Consider the following 19654-nt stretch of genomic DNA (forward strand, 5'->3'; position numbering starts at 1 on the left):
CTCAGCATCGACGAGGAGATCTAGAATGACCATGCAGAACGATAATCCCCGAGCTAGCGATCAACGAAAATCAATCACGCTAGCTTTGCAGGGCGGCGGTATGCATGGTGCATTCACTTGGGGGGTTCTTGATCGATTACTTGAGGACGGCAGGCTTACCATTGAAGGGGTAAGTGCAACCAGTGCTGGCGCGATGAATGCCGCTGTATTGGCCTTTGGAATGCTGCAAGGTGGAGAGGTCGGTGCACGTGAGGCACTGCACAACTTCTGGCATGCCGTCTCACAGTCAGCTGAACGCTATAACCCATTGCGTTGGATGCCATGGTTGAAAGGGACGCACAGCTTCGGACTGGACTATTCACCCATGTATACCTTCGCGGACATGGCACTTCGAATATTCTCGCCTTACCAGTTCAATAGCCGCAACTTGAGCCCATTGCGGGATGTGCTGGACAAACAGATAAATTTTGCAGCCCTGCGGAGCCAATGTCCGTTCCACCTGTATCTATGCGCAACCAATGTCGAAACCGGGAAAATACGCATTTTCACGGGAGAGGAGGTTTGCGCCGAAGCGGTACTCGCATCGGCCTGTGTGCCGACATTGTTCCAGGCGGTCACAATCGATGGGCAGCATTACTGGGATGGCGGCTATATGGGAAACCCGGCCATTTTCCCATTGATATACCACTGTAATACTCGCGATGTTGTGATTGTCCATATCAATCCGCTTGTCCGCCCGGGCGTGCCCATTTCAGCTGCTGACATCCTTAATCGCATCAGTGAAATCAGCTTCAATTCGTCGCTGATGCGTGAGCTGCGTACCATCGCTTTTGTCACCGACCTCATCCAACAAGGCAAGGTCGATCGCAACGAGATGAAGGAGATGCTGATCCACTCCATCAAATCTGACGAGGCGATGTGCGCGCTCAGCGTATCCAGCAAGTACAACGCGGACTGGGACTTCCTTTGCGGACTGCGCGACAACGGACGCCGCGAGGCCGAGGCGTGGCTCACGGAGAACTACCGGAATATTGGCGAACGGTCGAGTATCGACATCCGAAAGGAATTTCTTTGAACGGCAAAAAATGCGACGGGATCGGCACATGGTCGTTAATTCCCCCCGCCCGCAGCCCTACAAACGACTGACATCTCATCAATGGCGAGCAAGCGATACTGGAGGGTGCTTTGGTGCTTGTTAGCCGCATCAATTTAACAGGGGTGCCAAGTATCATCTGACAACAACCCCAGAGCTCAAGTCTGAAAATGCCCGACCGCCACATTTAGCGCGCCGCTGACCTGCTGTAGCTCCGCGTTCGATGCCTGCAGCGAGAGATTCTGCTGTGAGCATTCTTCTGCCACAGCGCGTACCTTAGTCATGCTGTGATTGACATCCTCAGCCACTATGCTCTGCTGTTCAGTCGCTGTGGCGATCTGCTGATTCATTCGCTCGATAGTGGCCACAGCCTGGGTAATACTCTGCAATGCGGTAGATGCCTCTCCCGCAAGCTTTGCGGACTCGTCAGTCAATAGACGGTTTTCCTGCAAGCGCGTCGCCGCCTGTTGTGCGGCACTGCATAGCCGATCGATGAGCGACTTAATCTCATCAGTAGAAGCCTGAGTCCGCTGCGCTAGTCCCCGTACTTCATCGGCGACCACAGCAAAACCACGACCGTGCTCGCCAGCACGCGCGGCTTCGATAGACGCATTCAGAGCGAGCAAATTGGTCTGCACGGCCACTGACTTAATGACATCCAGCACCACGCTAACTGCCGAGCATTCGCCTAGCAATTCGTGCATTACCTGAGAACACCCGTTCATCTCCTGGGTCAGGAATCCAGCTCTGTCGGCTGCTCGTTGCACTAACAGGTTTCCGTCCCGCGCCTGTTCGTTGGCCTTCAGCACCGCATCGTTTGCTTCGAAAGTGTTTCGCGCAACTTCTCGCGCCCTAGAACTCATCTGCTGCATAGAAGACACCGCAACTTCGGTTTCCCTGCGTTGCTGCTCAACTCCTGAATTGGTATGAGAGATCACCGTGGCAAGGTTACCGGTCGTTCCGTTCAGTTGGTCGACACCCTGACTGATGCGTCTTACCAAGCCACGTAAGCTGTCAAGCATGTCACCGAAAGAGTGCAGTAGCAGTCCTAGCTCATCTTTGCGCACAGTGCTTTGGCGAGGGCCAGAAAGATCACCATCGGCGATACGCCGAGCCCAGGTCACTGCCTCTCGCAGCGGGCGCAAAATTGTCTGTCGAATTAGTAGGCTGGAGCCGATGCCCAGACTCAAGGCCAACAAAGTGATGACACCAAGCTGACGATTGGCACTACTTCCGCTTTGGGAAATTGCGCTGGCTTGCTCTTGTTCCAAAGCCGCTAGTAACTCTCCAAGATGCTCGCTTTGGTGCTCCATACTGGCCGTGGATTGGGCGATCAGGTCTCGATTGATGGCGAACTGAGCAAATGCCAGACGGTAGTCCTTCAGAGCCTCACGCGCACTCTTAAGTGATGCCTGCCCGTCATCCCCTACTCTTAGCGATAGGGTATCGATAGTCGAGAGCACATCGCTCATCCCCATTTCCCAATCGGCACGGCGACTTTGGTCATTATCTAGGCTGTATGACAGTTCGCTGTCCCGCATCTGTGCCAATTTGTCACGCAATGCAGCACTCTGCTCTAGCAAGGCGAACTGGTCTGTCGCAAGCCTCCCCTGCCCGTCAACACCTGCACTGAGCTCATCGAGTTGATCAAGGAATACCGCGTTGAAGCTTTCCGCAGCGACACGCGCCATGCACTGCATACTCCCGCGGGCGTCGTGCAACTCGCGTAGCGACTTTACGTACTGCTCAAATTGCCGGAGGTAGGCCTGCGCTGCTGAGGCCATCTCCTGACGAGCGGAATTGGTGTCGCCGGACAGTGCCTCTTGAAGTTGCTCGACAGTCAGACGCACCTGTTCGGCTGCACGCTCATCAAGACCTAGAGCGAAGTCTTTTTCAGCAATGCGTGCTTGCAGAACCTGCGCCTGAACTTGCAGGTCACCGCGTAAACGTTCGCTGTGGTGCTGCAAGGTGGCGATGGAGCTGAACGCTGTCACTGCGACGCTAGCAGTGAGAAATAAAACAAGTCCAAAGCCGACCCACAGCTTTGCCCCTACGGAGAGGTTGGCCGATAGATTTCTAATTTTGCTCATATCAAGCCCCGCGAGCGCAAAGGCAGATCAGCATGGTCGGAGTGTCTATGGCATTTAGTGCAGAAAGGATGGAGACAGACGGGGAAAGAGACAATGGTGACAAGCGCTTCATATGGCAGCCTTATTTATTATTATGACAAGCGCACATACGCTAACGAGTGCGCCAGCCTTCTCGCCAATCGCATTTAGCGCTATCAGGTATCGGGCTGCACGATAATCTGGGCGCACTTGCTCATCCAGTGCAGCAGGATCAACAACGCGCGCAGCCAAAGGCCACCGGTGGAGTGGCGATGAATCCAGCGGAATGTGCGTGATGAAAGGATGACTTCGCTAACCTGCTCAAGTCTTGGGTCGATCTACTTCATCAGGTACTTGATCACGGCATCGCCGAATTGGATGACGAGGGCATAGAGCAAGGAAACCAATAGTCCGACGTTAGGTGCACAGGTGGCGGCGCAGATGTCGATATCAGACACGCCGGCATAACGACGCCTATGAAGTGAGTGGGCAGGCATCTCCAGCCTATGCTTGGACGTCCGGTTCCACTGCATTCACAGCCTCTAACTGAGCACTCATGCGATGCAAAAAGCCAATGAGCGTTTCGATCTCATCGTCGTTCAGAGCAGCCAGAAGCAGCCTTTCCCTCTCAATCGCTGTCACCAGCACTTGGTCATGCAACTTACGCCCAGCGGGTGTAAGTGAGACGGTGTATCGACGAGCATCCTCCACATCGACCTCAGTCGACACATACCCATCCTGCTCTAACACCTTCAGTGCTCGACTGACGGCGCTTTTGTCTAGGCCTATGACCTGAACCATCCGGTTAGCACTGATGTGGTCTTCAACAGCAAGCATTGAAAGCACCCGCCATTCAACGATGCCAATCCCAAAATGCTTGCGATAGCAAGCTGACGCACCGCTCGCCATTTTGTTGGTCAGGAATGTGAGTAACGCAGGAACGTAGCGATCCAGATTGAGGGGGGATGATTCGGTCATGACGAGCGGTTCCTGAACGTCGATTGAATTAGTTGACACCGCAACTAAAATGCTTAGGATAAGAATCTCACAACGATCCTGCGTCCGCATCATAAGCGCGCAGTACAACAATAAAAACTCAGAGGTGCCCGTGCGATGACTTGCCTTCTCCTATCTCCTCCTTCTTGATCTCCACGCTTACCTCACTCAGTCGGTAAAGCCGGCTTAACGTCCTTTTGCCTTCAAACACTGCACACTCGCGGTGGGGTTACGCTCATGCTCGAAGTTTATGTATCTCGCAAAATCTCTGAAGCTGAAGGTGTCTGCAGCTTCGAACTGATGCCTGCTAAGGGCGGACAACTTCCTGCTTTCACTGCGGGGTCGCATGTCGACGTACAGGTTGCCCCTGGTTTTACTCGGCAGTACTCACTGTGTAACGCCCCTCATGAGCGTGGCCGATATCTCATTGCTGTACTCAACGAGCCAGCGTCTCGGGGAGGATCCAGGGGTATGCATGTCGATGTTGCGGAGGGCTCAAAACTCTCAATAGGGAACCCTCGCAACCTGTTCGATCTAGATCTCACAGGTAAGCGCTATGTCTTATTTGCCGGTGGCATCGGCATCACTCCGATTCTTGCGATGGCCCACACCCTAGTCGCAGCGGAAAAGCACTTTGAGCTTCACTACTGCGGTCGATCGATTGAACGGCTGGCGTTCATTGGGCTCCTGAAAGAAGCCCCCTTTGCAAACTATGTGCACGTTCATGTCGACAATGGCCCAGTCGAACAACGCTTAGATGCAGCTCGGATCCTCGCGCACCCAGCGGACGGCGACCAACTATACGTGTGCGGCCCGTCAGGCTTTATGTCACACATTCAATCTACCGCGAAGGCTTCTGGTTGGAGTGACCAGCACATCCATCGAGAGGACTTTGCTGCTCCATCACAGGTTCATGAGGGGGATCAGCCCTTTGAAATTGAGCTTTCCCGATCAGGTCGTGTGATTGAAGTTCCAGCGCAGAAGTCCGCTCTCGAAGTTTTGCTTGAACACGATGTGGAAATCGAAAGCTCCTGCGAACAAGGCATCTGCGGGGCCTGTGTCACGCGAGTACTGGCAGGTGAACCTGATCATCGAGATCAGTTCATGAACGCCGCAGAGCACGCACGAAACGATAGCTTCACCCCATGCTGTTCCCGCTCACGCAGTCCACGTCTTGTGCTGGATCTGTGACCCCCTAATAAGAACAAACCTGATAGTTGGAGATCGCTATGAGTACATCGCAAGCTCAATCGCTCGCGTATGAGGTTGGTGCTCCTGCAGAGCTACCGAAGTTTCCGTTGAATCAGTGGTACGTCTCAGGTTTTGCCTGGGAACTCAAAGACAAACCTGTAGGCAGAACCTTGCTCGGAAAGCCCATTGTGCTGTTTCGCACAATGGATGGTAAGCCAGCAGCCCTGGAAGATCGCTGCTGCCATCGAGCCCTGCCTCTATCTCATGGCACATTAGAAGAACAAGGCGTGCGCTGTGGTTACCACGGCCTGTTGTTCAACGGCGAGGGCCAATGCGTGGAAGTGCCTGGGCAGGCAAAAATTCCTTCAAAAGCCAAAGTGCCTGCGTATCACGTCCGTGAGCGCGATCAGATAATCTGGATCTGGTTCGGCAACGCGGATAACCAAGAGCCCACCTGCGAGCCTCCGGCATACGACATCCACAGTAACGGCGAGTATCTCTTCGAAGGGGACGTCTATCACTACGACGCGCCGTACCAGCTCATCCATGACAACCTGCTTGACCTGAGCCATTTGGGCTACGTCCACCTTCGCACTATCGGTGGTAACGCGAGCATCCACATGAACGCTCAAATGCGTGTAGATAGTGACGAGACCACCGTGAAGGTGACACGTCATATGCCCGATTCGGTACCGCCTCCCACCTATACCGCGGCCTACCCATTCCAGGGCAAGGTCGATCGCTGGCAAGAAATCGAGTTCCACGTTACACACCTCCGAATCTGGACAGGTGCAACCGACGCCGGCAGCGAGTCACTCGATGATCCGCACCGTGGCGGATTCCATATGCGTGGATTCCACGGCGTAACCCCTGAAACTGAAACCTCCGCCCACTACTTCTGGACTATGGCGACCAACCCCAAAAGCAACCTTGAAGAAACCAAGGCGAAGGTCGTGGAACAGACGGTCATAACTTTTGATGAGGATAAGGTCGTCATCGAAGCCCAGTACAAGAACATGCTCGAGTTCGGCCCTAAACCAATGGTAGACATCCATGTGGACGTGGGCGCAAACCGTGCGCGAAAGATTATCGAAAAACTTCGCCAAGCTTCTTGATGGTTAACCTGGAGGCGACCAAAACAGCCTCTATTCAGCACATCTCACAAGCGCGCTAAAGGCGCATAGATGGAGAACGTATGTCTGGAAATCGTGGTGTGGTTTATCTCGGCCAAGGTAAGGTCGAATTGCAGAGCATCCCCTATCCGAAGATACAGGATCCGCAAGGCAAGCAGCTTGGAAAGGTTACGGTGAGTTCGACGCAGGCGCGCTGAAGAAATTCGTCATTGACCCGCAAGATCTGTTCCGAACTGCCCGACATCGCCAACAGCTGCGGAGCCCTATAGAGGAGTCAACAGCCAGTTAGCACTCGGTTAAGAGAGGCTTTCTGCCGAAATCAACAAGGCGTTGCGTCAACGTTCAGAAGTGACAACGAAACGCGGGTAAACGTCGACTACACCATTAAAATCTGGTGAGCCAGGTGGCTCTGCCTGCGCCTAGCGCAGGCAGAGCCTTGTTTCACGCAGTACGCCCACCCAGGGTTTCGGCCACCCAGTCGGCAATGTACTGACCAGCGTTAATGCTGTTGTCGAAGCTTGAGTGCTGCACACCACCCTCTCGCTCGGTAAAGACCTTCAACTCGCGTTTCGGGCTATTTACTAATTGCTCAAACGTGCGGTGAGCCCACTTGAGGGGGATCTGAGAATCCTTTTGTCCGTGGGTCACGAGGAAAGGTACTTTAATGCGATCAAGAACGCCGTCTAAATGAACACTTTCCGAAATTTTCATGAAGTCATCGGTGTCCTTCGCCCCCCACACCCAGCAGACATGCGTCCAGTAATGAGGTACCGGTAAGCTACCCTCCTTCTCCAGCCGTCGTTTCTGCACATCACGCCAGTCGTGGTTGGCACCCCAGACAACGCCACAGGCGAAACGTGGTTCAAAAGCCACGGCGCGTGGACAGTAGTAGCCACCCAAGGACACGCCCTCCATACCGATGCGCTTTGGATCAACTTCAGAACGCGTTTCCAACCAGTCGACGACTCGACTGGCCCAGTGTTCGCTGTCATAGCGGGCGGTGAGGTCATGCAGGCGCAGCGCCTCACCAGTACCAGGCTGGTCGATAATCAGTGAGGACACGCCACGTTTGGCCAGCCAATTTGGCAAGCCGACGCGGTATTTCATTTCTTTGGTCGAATCCAAGCCATTAACCTGAAGCAACAGCGGCGCCGGGCCCTCGACTTCTTCTGCGCGAACATAGAGGCCGGAGATAAATTTGCCCTCATAAGGGATCTCGACGCGCTCACAGTTTTCATTGGACAGTGCAATGCCACGCGCGAACGTTTCCAGGAAACGTTGATACAGCGCCTGCCGACCAAGTGCACCATGTGCCTGCAGGCGTTCACACGTCAGATAATAGGTGGCGGCACGGTTGTACTTCTCGCCTGCGGATAGCAAACGACCAGCGACCTCGTCTTCCTCTGCGAGTCCACAGAGCTTGTCAGCCATCTTTGACCACGTCTCGCGAAAGGCCGCGCTGCCAGCCGCATCGGGCTGTTTAGCGGCCTCCTGTAGAGGCGCACACATTTCTTCGATCTCGCCCATGCGAGCACCCATCTCGATGGCGAGATCCACCGACAGATTCCATACGTAATTAGTGGGGAAATAACGAAACATTTTTCTTGTTGTCCTTTTTCAGTCGTAAGGCGAACCCGAAAACTGTAGGCAAGTCGGGCACGATCAGAGCAGGACGTTATTCAGAGAGCTCAACTTTGGCTAATCGCGAGTGAGGATGCGAGGTATCACGAAACGCGATGCAATATCCGGAAAGTCTGCAAATCGTTTGATTTGCCGAAGCTAGACTCCGCGCGTTCCTTTCGGATTACGCGTGCAAAGATAGGGCGTGAATGATGGTGACTCAACGGAGCGTCACGGTCTCCTTCGTTTGCTCACCGGCTTGGTCGAGCGCCTGAATAAAATCTCGAACTGTCTCTCTCAGCCAGCGATGCATGGGATCACCATCCATGCTGCGGTGCCACTGCATAATCTCCTTCATCACTGGAATTTTGACGGGGGGCGGAAGGATGCGAAGCGGCAGGTAACGCGAGTACAGCTCGGCCAGCCTGCGGTGCATAGTGGCAACTCGGTGCGTGCCCACCAGCAGCTGCGGCAGCGTGTTGAAGTCATTGGTGATGACCTCAAGTCGACGTTTGAAGCCATATTGATTCATAAACCAATCTTCAATGCTGAGTTGGCGCGAACGACCAAATCCGACGGAGATATGCCCCATTTCCATGTACTGCTCCAGCGTCAGCACCTCGCCGACCGCAGTGTTACCACTCCAAACAACGCAAACGTGCTCTTCCTCAAAAAGCAATTGAGATGGGTGCCCTTCAATGAGATAGCGCTCTGGCACAAACATCAGGTCAATCTCACCTCGTAGAGTCATCTCCACCGCTTGCTCCCCGGGTGGGTGCATCTCAAATGTGATCCCCGGAGCCTCCTGGTGTATATGCTGAATCACCTGAGCAAACAGCACGCTGATTAGATAGTCCGACGTGACCAAGCGGAAATGCCGCTTGCTGGATGCCGGATCAAAAACGGGTTTCGCTGTGATGGAAGACCGGATCGTCAGTAGCACCTCACGTACAGGCTTTGCCAACTCAAGGGCATAGGGAGTGGGTTGCATTGACCGACCTACCTGCACGAGTAGGTCGTCCTCAAAGTACTTACGGAGCCTCCCGAGTACACCACTCGTAGCGGACTGGGTCATGTGAAGGCGTTCAGCAGCACGCGTAATATTCTGCTCTTCCAGCAGCACGTCCAGAGCTACCAGAAGATTCAGATCCAAGTGATGAAATCGCATAACGATGCATCTCCGATATTGTAGTTATTTTTGAGATACCTTCTTCCGACAATCTCGATACGTCAAGAGAACCTACAACCTCGTTATCGAATAGTCCCGAGCTAGCTGGCTCTCAAGCTATGTATTGAGTTTTCAGATGGCAGGCATCCCACGTCGCGATTAGTCAGCAACTAACTCCGACAGCACTCTCCACTCCAGTCATGCGGCATGCCTACCGCAGAGACACCACCACCGGCCTTTCGGTCGGATCATAATTTCAATGGAGTGGTAGCCATGAACATTCTTGGCCTTGATGCCTTGGTATTTGGCGTCGATGACCTTCAAGCCTGCGCTGATTGCCTTCGTGATTACGGACTAACCGCAGTACACCTGGACGCCGACGGAGGCCACTTTGAGGCCTTGGACGGATCAGCCATCATCATCCGTCGTCCCGAGGATCCAGATCTTCCTGAAGCAATGGGCCCGGCGCCTTCACTGCGTGAAACGATCTATGGGGTAGAAAACTCCTCTGATCTCGCTGCCATCGAGGATGAGTTGAGCCGGGATCGCGAAGTGCGTCGCGACGCGAACGGCACTCTGCATACAGTAGATGACCTTGGTTTCGCTATTGCCTTTCAGGTCTCTTGGCGTCGCCAATTCAATGCTCCAGCAGACCTAACCAATGCCCCAGGCAGCGCGCCACAACGCCCGGTAAACCAACTGGGTATTACGCCTGAGATGGATGCCCGCCCACGGACACTCTCACACGTCGTTTACTTCGTCCCTGACGTAGCAAAAGGTGAAGCTTTCTACCGAGATCGACTGGGCTTCATCACCACAGATAGCTTCGTTGGTGTCGGCCCCTTCATGCGAACAAATGGCATGGATGACCATCACTGCCTATTCATGATTCAGACCCCTCCTCACATGAAAGGCTGCGAGCACTTCACCTTTCACATGGGCAGTGGCACAGAAGTCCTTCTCGCGGGTACCCGCTTTCAACAGAAGGGATGGACGAGCTTCTGGGGCCCTGGTCGCCACCTGTTCGGTTCCAATTGGTTCTGGTATTTCAACAGCCCTCTGGGTTGTCACATCGAATACGACGCCGACATGGACAAGCACGATGACGCTTGGGCGGCTCGTCAGGCTCCGATGTCCGCAGACAATTCGCAGTTGTTCCTCTTCACCTCTCGCGAAAAATGGGCTCCGGGCAGCCCACCGCCGAAGCAGGGCTAAGTCGTGGATCGTAGCGTAGCGCTATGCCCTCTCGATCAACTCAAAGAAGGCCACGCGCGCGGCTTTGATCCCTTTAAGTCAGGCGGCGACACCGTGTTCGCTCTGTTGCATCGGGGGGAGGTGCGGATTTACAGCAATAGCTGCCCTCACCTCGATGTGCCTCTGGAATACAGAAAGGATCGATTTCTATCTGCTAATGGGCAGCGAGTCATCTGCTACGCACATGGCGCGCAATTCATGCCGGAGACCGGTGAGTGCGTATTCGGCCCCTGCCTAGGGCAATCGTTAACAGCTCTTAAATTTCGATGCGAGGAGGGTTTGCTTCTCCTCTGCATAGATAACTTTGGCCAACCAATTGAGGTATCTCGCGGCGCGATAGGTCGCATCCGAGGACTCGATTAGTCAAATCCCTCTGCGCTCGGGAAACTCGACCCAAGCACGAATAACGGCCGCATCAACTCAGGATGCGGAGAACAAGAACAACACGTGAGTAATTTCATGAATATTGCAAAAGTGCTGATTGTTGGTGGTGGTATAGGTGGTCTGTGTACTGCTATCGCATTGCGTCGTAAAGGGATTGAGGTCGACCTGGTCGAGCTCAAAACCGAATGGACTGTCTACGGTGTTGGCATCATCCAGCAAAGTAACGTCGTTCGCGAAATGGCGAAGCTTGGCCTGCTCGATGCCTACCTTGACGCCGCATACGCATTTGAAGATGTCGGCATTTACAACACCGATGGTGTGCCTCTGGCTCGAATTCCAGGTCAGCGCCTTGCCGGGCCAAATTATCCAGCCAACGTTGGCATCTCCCGTCGCGCTCTCCACAAGGTACTCAGCGAAACTGCTATCGAACTTGGTACCCACATTCGCCTAGGCGCCTCTATTGAAAGTTTTGATCAGGACTCGGATGGCGTTGATGTGCTTTTAAGCGATGGAAGCAGATCTCGTTACTCGCTGGTTGTTGGTGCTGATGGTCTGTACTCCAAGGTTCGTAGCCTGTTGTTCGGCGACAAATACCAACCTCGCTTTACCGGGCAATCCGTGTGGCGTTACAACTTTCCTCGCACACCTGAAATCGATCATCTCGCCAACTACCAAGGCCCTTCCGGCAATGCAGGCCTCGTCCCATTAGCCGATGACCTGATGTATCTCTTTACCACCTCCCACGAACCGGGCAATCCCTGGATGGATGAGGGCATCCTGGCAGAGGAGCTTCGCAAGCGCCTCTCCGGCTTTGGAGGTTTGATCGAGAAATTGCGTGAGCAGATCACTGACAACTCGCGAGTTGTTTACAAGCCGCTTGAGGCCGTGTTCGTCGATGAGCCTTGGTTTCGCGTTCGCGTTCTCCTTATAGGCGATGCAGCACACGCCACTACTCCACACCTCGGCCAAGGTGCTGGCATGGCGATTGAGGACGCCATCGTTCTGAGCGAGGAACTCACCTCCGGCGGAACTCTAGCTGAACAGCTGCAGCGCTTCATGGGTCGTCGATTCGGGCGCTGCAAGTTCATCAGCGAGAAGTCTTTGTTCGCTGGCGAAAAAGAAATGCAGAAAGACCGCGAGTTCGACCGCATAGCCCTGGTCAAGCAAATGCTGGAGGTTACTGCACGCCCCATCTGATATCGCGGCGGTGCGCCAAACCTGTGGCGCACCCGTTCGCAGCCAACACTGACATACAAAAACAATAATGAGGTGACTTAAATGCTGTCTCGCAAGCGCGCACCCACGCGGCCGTTGCCGCCACTCAAGCCTCTGGCATTCGCTATTTCTGTACTAGCAATCACTGCAGGGCTGCCTGATGCTCGCGCATTTGAATTCGATACGGGGAACCCTGACCTTCGAGTACGCTGGGATAACGCCCTGAAATACAGTGCGGCATGGCGTACAAAAGATCAGAGCGACAAGCTGATCGAAGGCCAAACAGCGCTGAACCAAGATGACGGCGATCGCAACTTCGACAAAGGCCTTATCTCCAATCGCCTGGATCTGCTCTCTGAAATGGATATCACGTACCAAAACGTCGGTGCTCGCGTGAGCGGAGCCACATGGTATGACGACGTCTACAACCGCGGCACCGACAATAATGATCCGACCCGCGCCAATAGCTACTCGGTCGCCTACGACGAGTTCACCCATGATACCCGTACCCTTCATGGTCGTAAGGGTGAGCTCCTGGATGCCTTCATTTTCGGTAAGACCGAAATCGGCGAAATGCAAGCTTCGGGACGGGTCGGTCAATACGCAATGCAGTGGGGCGAAAGTCTCTTTTACGGCATGAATGGTATCGCCGGCGGCATGGCGCCAATTGATGTAGTTAAGGCTTTGTCGGTACCCAACACCCAGTTCAAGGAACTGATCCGTCCAGTCCAACAGATCTCTGGCCAGCTCCAACTGACGCCAGATGTATCCATCGGCGCGTATTACCAGTTCGAATGGGAAGCCAACCGCCTCCCAGCCGCTGGTAGCTACTTCTCAAGCTCCGACAGCTTCGGCGATGGTAACGAGCGCTTGTTCATTGGTGCACCGTTATTTCCGGGTGCCCAACCGCTGGCTTTCTTTCATGGCAATGACAAGGAGGCGAAGGACTCGGGGCAAGGCGGTGTTCAACTTCGCTGGCGTACAGAGTCGGTGGACTGGGGCGTCTATGCCATTCGCTTCCATGATAAGAACCCTCAGCTAAACGTGCGTCCAGACTTCGCTAATCTGAACCCTCAGTCGGGTAAAGCCGGCGAGTACTACTGGGTCTATCCGGAAGGTATCGAGTCTCTTGGCGCGAGCTTCTCCACCACATTAGGCAACTACAACATTGCTGGCGAGCTCTCCACTCGCTGGAACCAGCCTTTGGCTTCCACCAACCAGCATACGCTCGCGCCAGGCGAGGCGATCAACAACGACAATGATCCTCTGTATGCGACGGGGCGAACATTGCACGCAAACATCTCCTGGCTTTCCAGTCTCGAACCAAATTTCATCGCACCGGAAGCCAACTTCCTCGGTGAGATTGCGTGGAACAGAGTCATGAGTGTCAGCAAAAACAGTGATGCCATCGACCCGAACGCAGACCGCGACGCGACCAGTCTCCGACTTGTTTACGAACCAATGTATCGCCAGTTCCTACCGGGCCTGGATTTGTCTGTGCCCATCGGAGCGAGCTACACCAACGGCGCCTCCGAAGCGCTGGGAACCGGTTTTGGTGCTGATCACGGGGGTGACATGAACATCGGTCTTAAAGGTAACTATCTGAACACCTGGAATCTGGGTCTGACGTACACGCACTTCTACGGCCCGGAAAACACCTTCCTGGATGCCAACAATCACTACACCTTCGAACAGTCGCTCAAAGACCGCGACTTCATCGCCTTCACTGTCGGCCGCACCTTCTGATCGAGGAACATTCGATGAAACACAACAAGAAATTTGTATCCCTGCTCACTGCCTTGAGTGCCTCGCTGTTTTTTGCTCACGGAACAATGGCCGCAGTCTCCGCCGATGAAGCGGCCAAATTGAAGTCGACGCTGACTCCGTTTGGTGCACAACGCGCCGGAAATGCCGACGGTAGTATTCCCGAGTGGAAAGGCGGTCTCACCCAAGCCGATCCATCATACAAGGACGGCGGTAAGCGCAGCGATCCATTCGCAGCCGACCACGCGCAGGTGACCATTACTGCCCAGAACATGGCTCAGTACGCCGATAAGTTGTCGGCTGGCACCCAAGCCATGCTGAAAAAGTACCCAGACAGCTACAAAGTCGTGGTGTACCAAACTCGTCGCAGTGCTGCTGCTCCTCAGTCCATTTACGATGCTACTTTCGCGAATGCCACCGGCGGTAAACTGGTGAACGGCCCTGCCGGGCTCATGCCTGCAGGCGCTGCTGGCGGTATTCCGTTCCCGATCCCCCAGAATGGTGAAGAAGCTATCTGGAACCACCTGCTGCGTTGGCGCGGAGCTTCGTGGCACGCCAATTTCTCTCAGTACCTCACCACAGCGGACGGAAAGCATGTTCTGACGAACGACTCCCGGGCAGATCTGCAAATGCCTTGGTACCTTCCCGGCTTCAGCAGTGACAAGGGCGTATTTTGGTCAATCCGGATGACAAACGACGGCCCACCATTGCGCGCTGGCGAGGCAATCACGGGTCTAGAGAACATAAACGCCGATAATACCACTGCCTGGACGTACCTCCCTGGTCAGCGCCGAGTGCGCCGCCTTCCTAACGCCTGCTGCGACACCCCGACTCCTGCAACCGCAGGGGTGATGAGTTTCGACGAGGTCAATGTGTTTACTGGCCGCATTGACCGCTTCGACTGGAAGCTGGTTGGCAAGAAAGAGCTGTACATCCCGTACAACTCGAACCGGGTATTTACCGCCTCCAGCCCCGAAGCACTCTTCGACGAGCACCATATGAAATCCGACGCTGTGCGTTGGGAGCTACACCGTGTTTGGGTAGTTGAAGCCACCCTGAAGAACGGTGCTCGACACGTTATGCCGAAGAGTACCTATTACCTCGACGAAGACACTTGGACTGCCGTTCTTGGTGATCGCTACGACGCCAGGGGACAGCTCGCAAAAGTGTTGTGGACTTCGCCAGTTGCTCTGCCCGACCTCCCAGGCACTGCGTCAGTGACTACCGGCTTTTACGACTTGCTCTCCGGCGCATGGTTCGTCGGCGATGTTTTTGCGGGGAAAAACGAGCAGTACCGCATTGTGCCGCCCTACAAGGACTCGGTATTTACCGCCGACGCGATGGCGGGTGAAGGCGTTCGGTGATCTTGGCGGGGCGTAAGTCCCGCCTGCTTCAAATAAGAACAAAAAGGTTGTGTGCGATGAAAAAGATACTCTCCGGCTTGCTAATGGCCGCAGGCTGCTCGTTGCTGCCAGTCTGGGCAGCAGATACCGTAGATGTCCTTTCCCAGAAGGCGGTACTCGGGTATCAAGCACTGCATGCAGTGCTCCTAGACGTCAATCAAGCCGGTTCGCGGCTGGTTGCAGTCGGCGAACGCGGTGTTGTGCTGCTATCCGATGATGGCGGCCAACATTGGCGACAGTCTGCCAGTCCCGTCAGCACAACGTTGACCAGCGTGCAATTCGTTGACTCCAAGAATGGCTGGGCTGTGGGTCACTCCGGTGTCGTGCTGCATAGCAGCGATGGCGGGGAAAACTGGCAATTGCAGTTGGATGGAAAGCAAGCGGCTGCCATTGAGTTGAAAGCAGCCGAATACTCTGGGAATTCAAGTCGAATCGCTGCAGCGCAAAGGCTGTCGGCCGACGGTGCCGACAAGCCTTTGCTGGTGGTTAACTTCGTTGATGCAAAACACGGCGTTGCCCTTGGGGCTTACGGCCTTGCTCTGATGACTCAGGACGGAGGCACTACCTGGCAGTCTTGGATGGCTGATCTTCCAAATCCGCGAGGACTCCATCTCTATGCGATGGCTCGCAACGGTAATGAGATCATCATTGCCGGTGAGCAAGGTTTGCTGCTGCGATCCATCGATAACGGTCTCAAGTTCGAACCCCTTAAGGGGCCCTACGAAGGCAGTTATTTTGCCGCTGCAATTCTTCCCAACAAGAGGATTCTGGTCGGTGGTCTGAGAGGCAAGCTGTTCTCCTCTGATGACGGTGGCATCAGCTTCCAGTCCGTCGATAACCCCATTCCTGCTTCCCTCAATGCAATTCGTATCGCTGGTCAAAACCTGTTGCTGGTCAACCAGGCCGGCATGCTCCTACGAAGCGGACTTACAGATCTGAGCTTCCAGCCAATCGCCGTATCCGAAGGACTTCCTTTGACCTCTGTTAGTGAGACATCTGACGGCGCCTTGGTCGCCGTTGGTATGGCCGGCGCTCGGCGGTTAGCGCCTTCTTCCTCCTCCAAAATCGCGGACTGAGCCATGCACGTAAAGACCTCCCCTACTCCGTCTACCGGCAGTCTCGACGATTTCGACAGCACTTCTGGCTCTGTACTAGAGCGTGCTCTGTTTAACCATCGTGCCTTGGTTGTTCTACTTTGCCTGGTCGCGACAATTCTGCTGGCATGGCAAGCAACAAACGTGACGCTCAATGCCAGCTTCGAGAAAATGATCCCGCGTGAGCATCCATACATCGTCAACTACTTAGAGCATCGCCAGGAACTGGCTGGCCTTGGGAATGCTGTGCGGATTGCGGTAGTGAACCCGGAGGGAAGCATCTATGACAAAAATTATTTGCACACTCTCCAGCAACTTAGCGATGAGGTGTATCTGCTTCCGGGGGTTGACCGTGCAGCAATGAAGTCGCTGTGGACGCCATCTACTCGCTGGACTGGTGTCACCGAGGAAGGGCTGGAAGGCGGCCCGGTGATTCCCGATGGCTACGACGGCGGCATTGCGAGTCTGGAATCCCTCAAGCGTAACATTGAGCGCTCCAACGAGATCGGGCAGCTGGTGGCTTTCGACCAAGGCTCTAGCATTGTGTACGTGCCGCTGCTGGAGCGAACTCCCGATGGTCAGCTGTTGGACTACACAGTCTTCGCTCATGAGATAGAAAAGCTTCGTACCAAGTACCAAGCACAAGGTGTTGAGATCCACATCACCGGTTTTGCGAAAGTAGTCGGAGATCTCATCGATGGTCTCAAACAGATTCTGATGTTCTTCGCCGCTGCAATCCTGATCACCGCGGCAGTACTCTATTGGTACACCCGTTGCGTAAGAAGCACCTTCCTGGTGGTGACCTGCTCTTTGGTCGCAGTGATTTGGCAGTTGGGCTTATTGCCACTGCTCGGGTATGAGCTCGACCCGTATTCGGTTCTGGTGCCGTTTCTGGTGTTCGCTATAGGCATGAGCCATGGCGCACAAAAAATGAATGGCATCATGCAGGACATGGGGCGCGGGATGCACCGTCTTGTGGCTGCGAGGTTTACATTCCGCCGATTGTTCCTGGCCGGTCTTACAGCATTACTGTGTGACGCGGTGGGGTTCGCGGTTCTGATGATCATCAAGATTCAGGTGATCCAGGATCTGGCAGTAATCGCTAGTCTCGGAGTAGCCGTCCTCATCTTCACAAACTTAATCCTTCTCCCAGTACTCCTCTCCTACATTGGCGTTAGCCCAAAAGCGGCTCGGCGCAGTCTCCGCGGTGAGGAAGCCGAGATGTGTGGCGAAGAGAAGCATGTTGTATGGCGTTTTCTAGATGTCTTCACTCGCAAGCGTTGGGCAACGGTATGCGTAATCGTAGCGGCACTCATGGCCTGCGGCGGCTACGCAGTAAGCCTGAAGCTCAAGGTTGGCGATCTTGATGCTGGCGCTCCAGAGCTTCGCCCCGACTCTCGTTACAACCGTGACAATGGGTTCATAACACAGCACTACGGCGCAAGCAGCGACGTATTCGCTGTGATGGTGAAGACTCGCGCCGGTGAGTGCTCAGCGTACAGCACGCTGAAGCGAGTTGACGACTTGGATTGGCAGCTTCGCGGACTTGACGGTGTCGATTCGACAAACTCTCTAGCCTTGTTGAATCGCCGGGTGTTGGTCGGTCTCTCCGAGGGTAACCCCAAGTGGTACGAATTGGTAAACAACCAGGCGACCTTGAACATGGTGACCGCGGGTGCACCACGCGGATTGTACAACGATGACTGCAGCCTACTGACGCTCTATGCCTACCTCAAAGACCACAAGGCTGACACGCTCACAAACGTGGTCGAGAACGTTGAAAGCTTTGCCAAGAGCAACTCCTCTGAAGAAGCCACATTCCTTCTAGCCGCCGGTAGTGCCGGCATTGAAGCGGCGACCAACATCGTCGTGAAACAAGCGAACCACGACATGCTGTGGTGGGTGTACGGAGCTGTCATCCTGCTTTGCCTTGTGACTTTCCGATCATGGAGAGCTGTGCTCTGCGCGGTACTTCCTCTCATGCTCACATCCATTCTTTGTGAGGCGTTGATGGTCGCCCTGGGAATGGGCGTCAAGGTCGCCACCCTGCCCGTCATCGCCCTTGGTGTAGGCATCGGCGTCGACTATGCGTTGTACGTTATGAGCATCGTGCTAGCCCAGCTCCGCCAAGGCGCAACCTTGTCGAGGGCCTATTACCAAGCGCTTCTCTTCACCGGCAAGGTGGTCATGTTGACTGGTGTGACTCTCGCTATCGGCGTGGGCACGTGGATCTTCTCTCCAATCAAGTTCCAGGCAGACATGGGTGTACTACTTGCCTTCATGTTCGTTTGGAACATGGTCGGCGCCCTCGTGCTACTGCCAGCACTGGCTTACTTCCTACTCCCACAACGCGCGGTGGAAGAACAGGAGGTTCCGAACTCGGAGCCATCCACCCTGGAAGATGTTAATCACGGCCGCAGCTTTTACAAAACGCAAACAGGTGCAGCATGAGCGAATTGTTTTCACTCGCCGGAAAGACAGCGTTAATAACTGGGGCAACTCGAGGAATCGGGCTCGCCGTTGCTTGGGAGCTGGGGCGTGCAGGCGCCAAGTTAATTATTAGCAGCGAAGACATTGAAGAGATCAAGCTTACAGCGGACAAACTGCTCGACTCAGGCATCGAAGCCTTTCCTTTGGCTGCTGATTTGCGTCATCAGTCAGATGTACTTGAGCTAGCAAAGCAGGCTCTGGCGCTGTTGGGGCATATCGATATTTTGATATGCAACGCCGGCGTGGCTCCCCACTTTGGTTCGATCGCAACCGCCAGCGATGCTGATTGGGATCTGACGCTGACCGTCAATCTGCGCAGTAGCGTCTGGCTTACCAACCACTTGCTTCCTGCTATGGCCGAGCATGGGGGTGGCAGCGTCGTTCTAATGTCGAGCATTGCAGGTGTACGTGGAAACAAAGCCTTGGGGCTTTACGGGATATCCAAGGCAGGCCTTGCACAACTCGCTCGTAATCTCGCCGTCGAGTGGGGCCCTAAGAACATTCGCGTCAATGCAATCAGCCCCGGAGTGATTCAAACCGAATTTGCACGCTCACTAACGGATAACCCCGAAGTGATGCAACGCCGCCTTGCGCTCACCCCATTGCGCCGCGTCGGGCGCCCGGAAGAAGTAGCCGCCTTGGCACTTTTACTTGCCGCGCCAGGCGGTGCATTCATCAGTGGTCAGAACATTATCGTCGATGGTGGTACCACCATCGGTGATGGAAACTAAAGGAGACGTT

Annotated in this window: 16 protein-coding genes and 2 pseudogenes; 12 read left to right on the top strand and 6 right to left on the bottom strand. The window is 54.6% G+C overall.

The features are described 5' to 3' along the window. Positions 1–25: 25 nt before the first annotated feature. Positions 26–1075 carry a patatin-like phospholipase family protein gene (locus ACSFE6_RS00595; RefSeq protein WP_435425820.1) on the top strand — a complete coding sequence of 350 codons (1050 nt, stop codon included), beginning with the start codon at positions 26–28 and terminating at the stop codon, positions 1073–1075. A 176-nt stretch (positions 1076–1251) separates the two neighbouring features. On the opposite strand, the gene ACSFE6_RS00600 is transcribed toward ACSFE6_RS00595, so the two are convergent. The 4 genes and pseudogenes from ACSFE6_RS00600 to ACSFE6_RS00615 all read right to left on the bottom strand — a co-directional run bounded on the left by ACSFE6_RS00600 (position 1252) and on the right by ACSFE6_RS00615 (position 4179). Further along, complete coding sequence (locus ACSFE6_RS00600; protein WP_435426018.1) at positions 1252–2115, bottom strand: methyl-accepting chemotaxis protein; 864 nt, start codon at positions 2113–2115, stop codon at positions 1252–1254. Further along, positions 2110–3183 (bottom strand): annotated as a pseudogene (locus tag ACSFE6_RS00605) (HAMP domain-containing protein); the annotation flags it as partial. The pseudogene ACSFE6_RS00605 and the gene ACSFE6_RS00600, both read right to left, overlap by 6 nt. Before the next feature lie 356 nt (positions 3184–3539). Beyond that, on the bottom strand, positions 3540–3698 hold the full coding sequence (locus tag ACSFE6_RS00610; RefSeq protein WP_435425821.1) for a hypothetical protein: 159 nt from the start codon (positions 3696–3698) through the stop codon (positions 3540–3542). Between the two features lie 7 nt (positions 3699–3705). Then, entirely contained in the window at positions 3706–4179 is a 474-nt protein-coding gene (locus ACSFE6_RS00615; RefSeq protein WP_435425822.1) for a MarR family winged helix-turn-helix transcriptional regulator, read from the bottom strand. A gap of 489 nt (positions 4180–4668) precedes the next feature. Here ACSFE6_RS00615 and ACSFE6_RS00620 point away from each other — a divergent pair, with 489 nt between their 5' ends. From ACSFE6_RS00620 to ACSFE6_RS00630, 3 genes and pseudogenes are all read left to right on the top strand, one after another. Next, on the top strand, positions 4669–5388 hold the full coding sequence (locus tag ACSFE6_RS00620) for a PDR/VanB family oxidoreductase (RefSeq protein ID WP_435425823.1): 720 nt from the start codon (positions 4669–4671) through the stop codon (positions 5386–5388). Positions 5389–5426: 38 nt separating this feature from the next. Beyond that, positions 5427–6503: a Rieske 2Fe-2S domain-containing protein gene (locus ACSFE6_RS00625; RefSeq protein ID WP_435425824.1), complete on the top strand. Its 1077-nt coding sequence runs from the start codon at positions 5427–5429 to the stop codon at positions 6501–6503. An 80-nt stretch (positions 6504–6583) separates the two neighbouring features. Beyond that, positions 6584–6682: pseudogene (locus ACSFE6_RS00630) on the top strand (hypothetical protein); the annotation flags it as partial. 280 nt (positions 6683–6962) lie between these two features. On the opposite strand, the gene ACSFE6_RS00635 reads toward ACSFE6_RS00630, so the two are convergent. Together ACSFE6_RS00635 and ACSFE6_RS00640 are read right to left on the bottom strand one after the other, a co-directional pair. Then, positions 6963–8120, bottom strand: coding sequence for an alpha/beta hydrolase family protein (locus ACSFE6_RS00635; protein WP_435425825.1), 1158 nt, complete (start codon positions 8118–8120; stop codon positions 6963–6965). Positions 8121–8361: 241 nt separating this feature from the next. Continuing rightward, on the bottom strand, positions 8362–9309 hold the full coding sequence (locus ACSFE6_RS00640) for a LysR family transcriptional regulator (protein WP_435425826.1): 948 nt from the start codon (positions 9307–9309) through the stop codon (positions 8362–8364). Between the two features lie 273 nt (positions 9310–9582). On the opposite strand from ACSFE6_RS00640, the gene ACSFE6_RS00645 reads away from it, so the two are divergent. The 8 genes from ACSFE6_RS00645 to ACSFE6_RS00680 all read left to right on the top strand — a co-directional run bounded on the left by ACSFE6_RS00645 (position 9583) and on the right by ACSFE6_RS00680 (position 19644). Then, positions 9583–10524: a VOC family protein gene (locus ACSFE6_RS00645; RefSeq protein WP_435425827.1), complete on the top strand. Its 942-nt coding sequence runs from the start codon at positions 9583–9585 to the stop codon at positions 10522–10524. A gap of 3 nt (positions 10525–10527) precedes the next feature. After that, the gene (locus ACSFE6_RS00650) at positions 10528–10926 is read left to right on the top strand and encodes a Rieske (2Fe-2S) protein (RefSeq protein ID WP_435425828.1); all 399 of its coding nucleotides are present in this window, start codon (positions 10528–10530) and stop codon (positions 10924–10926) included. Positions 10927–11022: 96 nt separating this feature from the next. Further along, a complete protein-coding gene (locus tag ACSFE6_RS00655) occupies positions 11023–12144 on the top strand; it encodes an FAD-dependent oxidoreductase (RefSeq protein WP_435425829.1) in 1122 nt (373 codons plus the stop codon). A gap of 81 nt (positions 12145–12225) precedes the next feature. Further along, positions 12226–13908, top strand: a complete 1683-nt coding sequence (locus ACSFE6_RS00660) for a DUF1302 domain-containing protein (protein WP_435425830.1) — start codon at positions 12226–12228, stop codon at positions 13906–13908. A gap of 14 nt (positions 13909–13922) precedes the next feature. Beyond that, the gene (locus ACSFE6_RS00665) at positions 13923–15290 is read left to right on the top strand and encodes a DUF1329 domain-containing protein (RefSeq protein WP_435425831.1); all 1368 of its coding nucleotides are present in this window, start codon (positions 13923–13925) and stop codon (positions 15288–15290) included. Positions 15291–15346: 56 nt separating this feature from the next. Continuing rightward, positions 15347–16405 (top strand): WD40/YVTN/BNR-like repeat-containing protein, encoded by a 1059-nt coding sequence (locus ACSFE6_RS00670; RefSeq protein WP_435425832.1) that lies wholly within the window; start codon positions 15347–15349, stop codon positions 16403–16405. 3 nt (positions 16406–16408) lie between these two features. Beyond that, on the top strand, positions 16409–18874 hold the full coding sequence (locus ACSFE6_RS00675) for an efflux RND transporter permease subunit (protein WP_435425833.1): 2466 nt from the start codon (positions 16409–16411) through the stop codon (positions 18872–18874). Beyond that, positions 18871–19644, top strand: coding sequence for an SDR family NAD(P)-dependent oxidoreductase (locus ACSFE6_RS00680; RefSeq protein ID WP_435425834.1), 774 nt, complete (start codon positions 18871–18873; stop codon positions 19642–19644). The genes ACSFE6_RS00675 and ACSFE6_RS00680 overlap by 4 nt, the downstream gene beginning before the upstream one ends. Positions 19645–19654 lie beyond the last annotated feature (10 nt).

The sequence above is a fragment of the Pseudomonas baetica genome (genome assembly GCF_051216495.1).
Classification (GTDB): domain Bacteria; phylum Pseudomonadota; class Gammaproteobacteria; order Pseudomonadales; family Pseudomonadaceae; genus Aquipseudomonas; species Aquipseudomonas baetica_B.

Bases quoted from the DNA above. Each gene is read 5' to 3' on its own strand.
- ACSFE6_RS00665 (WP_435425831.1), top strand. From the start codon at position 13,923: ATGAAACACAACAAGAAATTTGTATCCCTGCTCACTGCCTTGAGTGCC.
- ACSFE6_RS00645 (WP_435425827.1), top strand. From the start codon at position 9,583: ATGAACATTCTTGGCCTTGATGCCTTGGTATTTGGCGTCGATGACCTT.
- ACSFE6_RS00620 (WP_435425823.1), top strand. From the start codon at position 4,669: ATGCATGTCGATGTTGCGGAGGGCTCAAAACTCTCAATAGGGAACCCT.
- ACSFE6_RS00635 (WP_435425825.1), bottom strand. From the start codon at position 8,120: ATGTTTCGTTATTTCCCCACTAATTACGTATGGAATCTGTCGGTGGAT.
- ACSFE6_RS00660 (WP_435425830.1), top strand. From the start codon at position 12,226: ATGCTGTCTCGCAAGCGCGCACCCACGCGGCCGTTGCCGCCACTCAAG.
- ACSFE6_RS00625 (WP_435425824.1), top strand. From the start codon at position 5,427: ATGAGTACATCGCAAGCTCAATCGCTCGCGTATGAGGTTGGTGCTCCT.
- ACSFE6_RS00675 (WP_435425833.1), top strand. From the start codon at position 16,409: ATGCACGTAAAGACCTCCCCTACTCCGTCTACCGGCAGTCTCGACGAT.
- ACSFE6_RS00600 (WP_435426018.1), bottom strand. From the start codon at position 2,115: ATGCTTGACAGCTTACGTGGCTTGGTAAGACGCATCAGTCAGGGTGTC.
- ACSFE6_RS00610 (WP_435425821.1), bottom strand. From the start codon at position 3,698: ATGCCTGCCCACTCACTTCATAGGCGTCGTTATGCCGGCGTGTCTGAT.
- ACSFE6_RS00595 (WP_435425820.1), top strand. From the start codon at position 26: ATGACCATGCAGAACGATAATCCCCGAGCTAGCGATCAACGAAAATCA.
- ACSFE6_RS00615 (WP_435425822.1), bottom strand. From the start codon at position 4,179: ATGACCGAATCATCCCCCCTCAATCTGGATCGCTACGTTCCTGCGTTA.
- ACSFE6_RS00670 (WP_435425832.1), top strand. From the start codon at position 15,347: ATGAAAAAGATACTCTCCGGCTTGCTAATGGCCGCAGGCTGCTCGTTG.
- ACSFE6_RS00640 (WP_435425826.1), bottom strand. From the start codon at position 9,309: ATGCGATTTCATCACTTGGATCTGAATCTTCTGGTAGCTCTGGACGTG.
- ACSFE6_RS00655 (WP_435425829.1), top strand. From the start codon at position 11,023: ATGAATATTGCAAAAGTGCTGATTGTTGGTGGTGGTATAGGTGGTCTG.
- ACSFE6_RS00680 (WP_435425834.1), top strand. From the start codon at position 18,871: ATGAGCGAATTGTTTTCACTCGCCGGAAAGACAGCGTTAATAACTGGG.